The organism is Nocardia sp. NPDC004722, assembly GCF_053601505.1.
Genome location: NZ_JBSGBY010001074.1, coordinates 1 through 1356, shown reverse-complemented (window position 1 = coordinate 1356; position 1356 = coordinate 1). Strand labels below are relative to the sequence as shown.

2 protein-coding genes are annotated in these 1356 nt (G+C 69.7%); both read left to right on the top strand.

Translation table 11 applies throughout. The features are described 5' to 3' along the window. Nucleotides 1-540: class I SAM-dependent methyltransferase (locus ACWELQ_RS45800; protein WP_452403211.1), on the top strand; the 540-nt coding region annotated here is incomplete at its 5' end. Continuing rightward, nucleotides 537-1356, top strand: an 820-nt coding sequence (locus tag ACWELQ_RS45795; protein ID WP_452403210.1) for a class I SAM-dependent methyltransferase, incomplete at its 3' end; no start/stop codon positions are given. The genes ACWELQ_RS45800 and ACWELQ_RS45795, both read left to right, overlap by 4 nt.

The following is a 1356-nucleotide window of genomic DNA, read 5'->3' as shown; positions in this document are numbered from 1 at the left end:
GCCGATTCGGTCGTCCTGGAATTGCGCGACTACCGCGAGGTGCGCGGCGAATACGACGCCATCGTCTCGGTGGAGATGATCGAGGCGGTCGGCTACCGCTATTGGCCGGTCTATTTCGATCAGCTCGACGCGCGGCTGGCTCCGGGCGGGCGGGTGGCGTTGCAGGCGATCACCATGCCGCACAACCGGATGCGCGCCACCCGCCGCACCCACACCTGGATCCAGAAGTACATCTTCCCCGGCGGCTCGCTGCCCTCCACCCGGGCGATCGAGTCCGCGGCGGGCCGGACCAGGCTGCGGGTGCGCGAACGTCGTTGCCTCGGCGCGCATTACGCCGAGACGCTGCGGCTGTGGCGGGAGCGGTTCGACAGTCGCGCACCGGAGATCGCCGCGCTCGGATTCGACGCGACGTTCCGCAGGCTGTGGCAGTTCTACCTCGCCTACTCCGAGGCGGGATTCCGCTCCCGATACCTCGATGTCCAGCAGATCGTGCTCGACCGGCCCGAGGAGCATCCCGTGAACACCCAGGAGCAGCAGTGAACATCGCCGCCAGCCTCGAATCCGCCCTGCGGCCATTGCTGCGCGGACCGCTGCCGGTGCGGCTGGACGCCTGGGACGGCAGCACCGCTGGTCCGCCCGACGCCCCGCGCGTGGTGTTGAGCGGGCCGCGAGCGTTGCGCCGAATCCTCTGGCATCCAGGTGAACTCGGTGCCGCGCAGGCCTACGTGGCCGGGGAGATCGATGTCGACGGGGACCTGGGCGAGGCGCTGAGCACCGTCTGGCGCACCGTCGACGCGCGCGGGATCGGGCGGCTGAGGCCCGCGGATCTTGCGCGGCTGGCCCTCGTCTGCGCCCGGGCCGGTGCGCTCGGTCCCCGTCCCCCGGCGCCGTCCACCCAGGCCCGGTTGCACGGCAGGCGTAACCACCAGGCACGCGACCGCGCCGCGATCAGCCACCATTACGACGCGTCGAACGATTTCTACCGGTTGCTGCTGGATCCGTCGATGGCGTACTCGTGCGCCTACTTCACCCACGGCGCGCCCGAAAACCTTTCCGATGGCGGCGATTTGGCGCGGGCTCAGCTCGACAAGCTGGATCTGGTCTGCGACAAGCTCGGGCTGCGGCCCGGCATGCGACTGCTGGACGTGGGCTGCGGCTGGGGATCGCTGTCGCTGCACGCGGCGGAGCACTACCGGGTGGAGGTCGTCGGGATCACGATCTCCAGTGCCCAGCGGGATTACATCGAAAAGTGTGTCGCGCGAAGGGGACTCGGCGGGCTGGTGGAGGTCCGGCTGCTCGATTACCGCGACCGCGTCGAAACCGGTCTCGGCCACCGGACGCTGAGCGAGAACATCC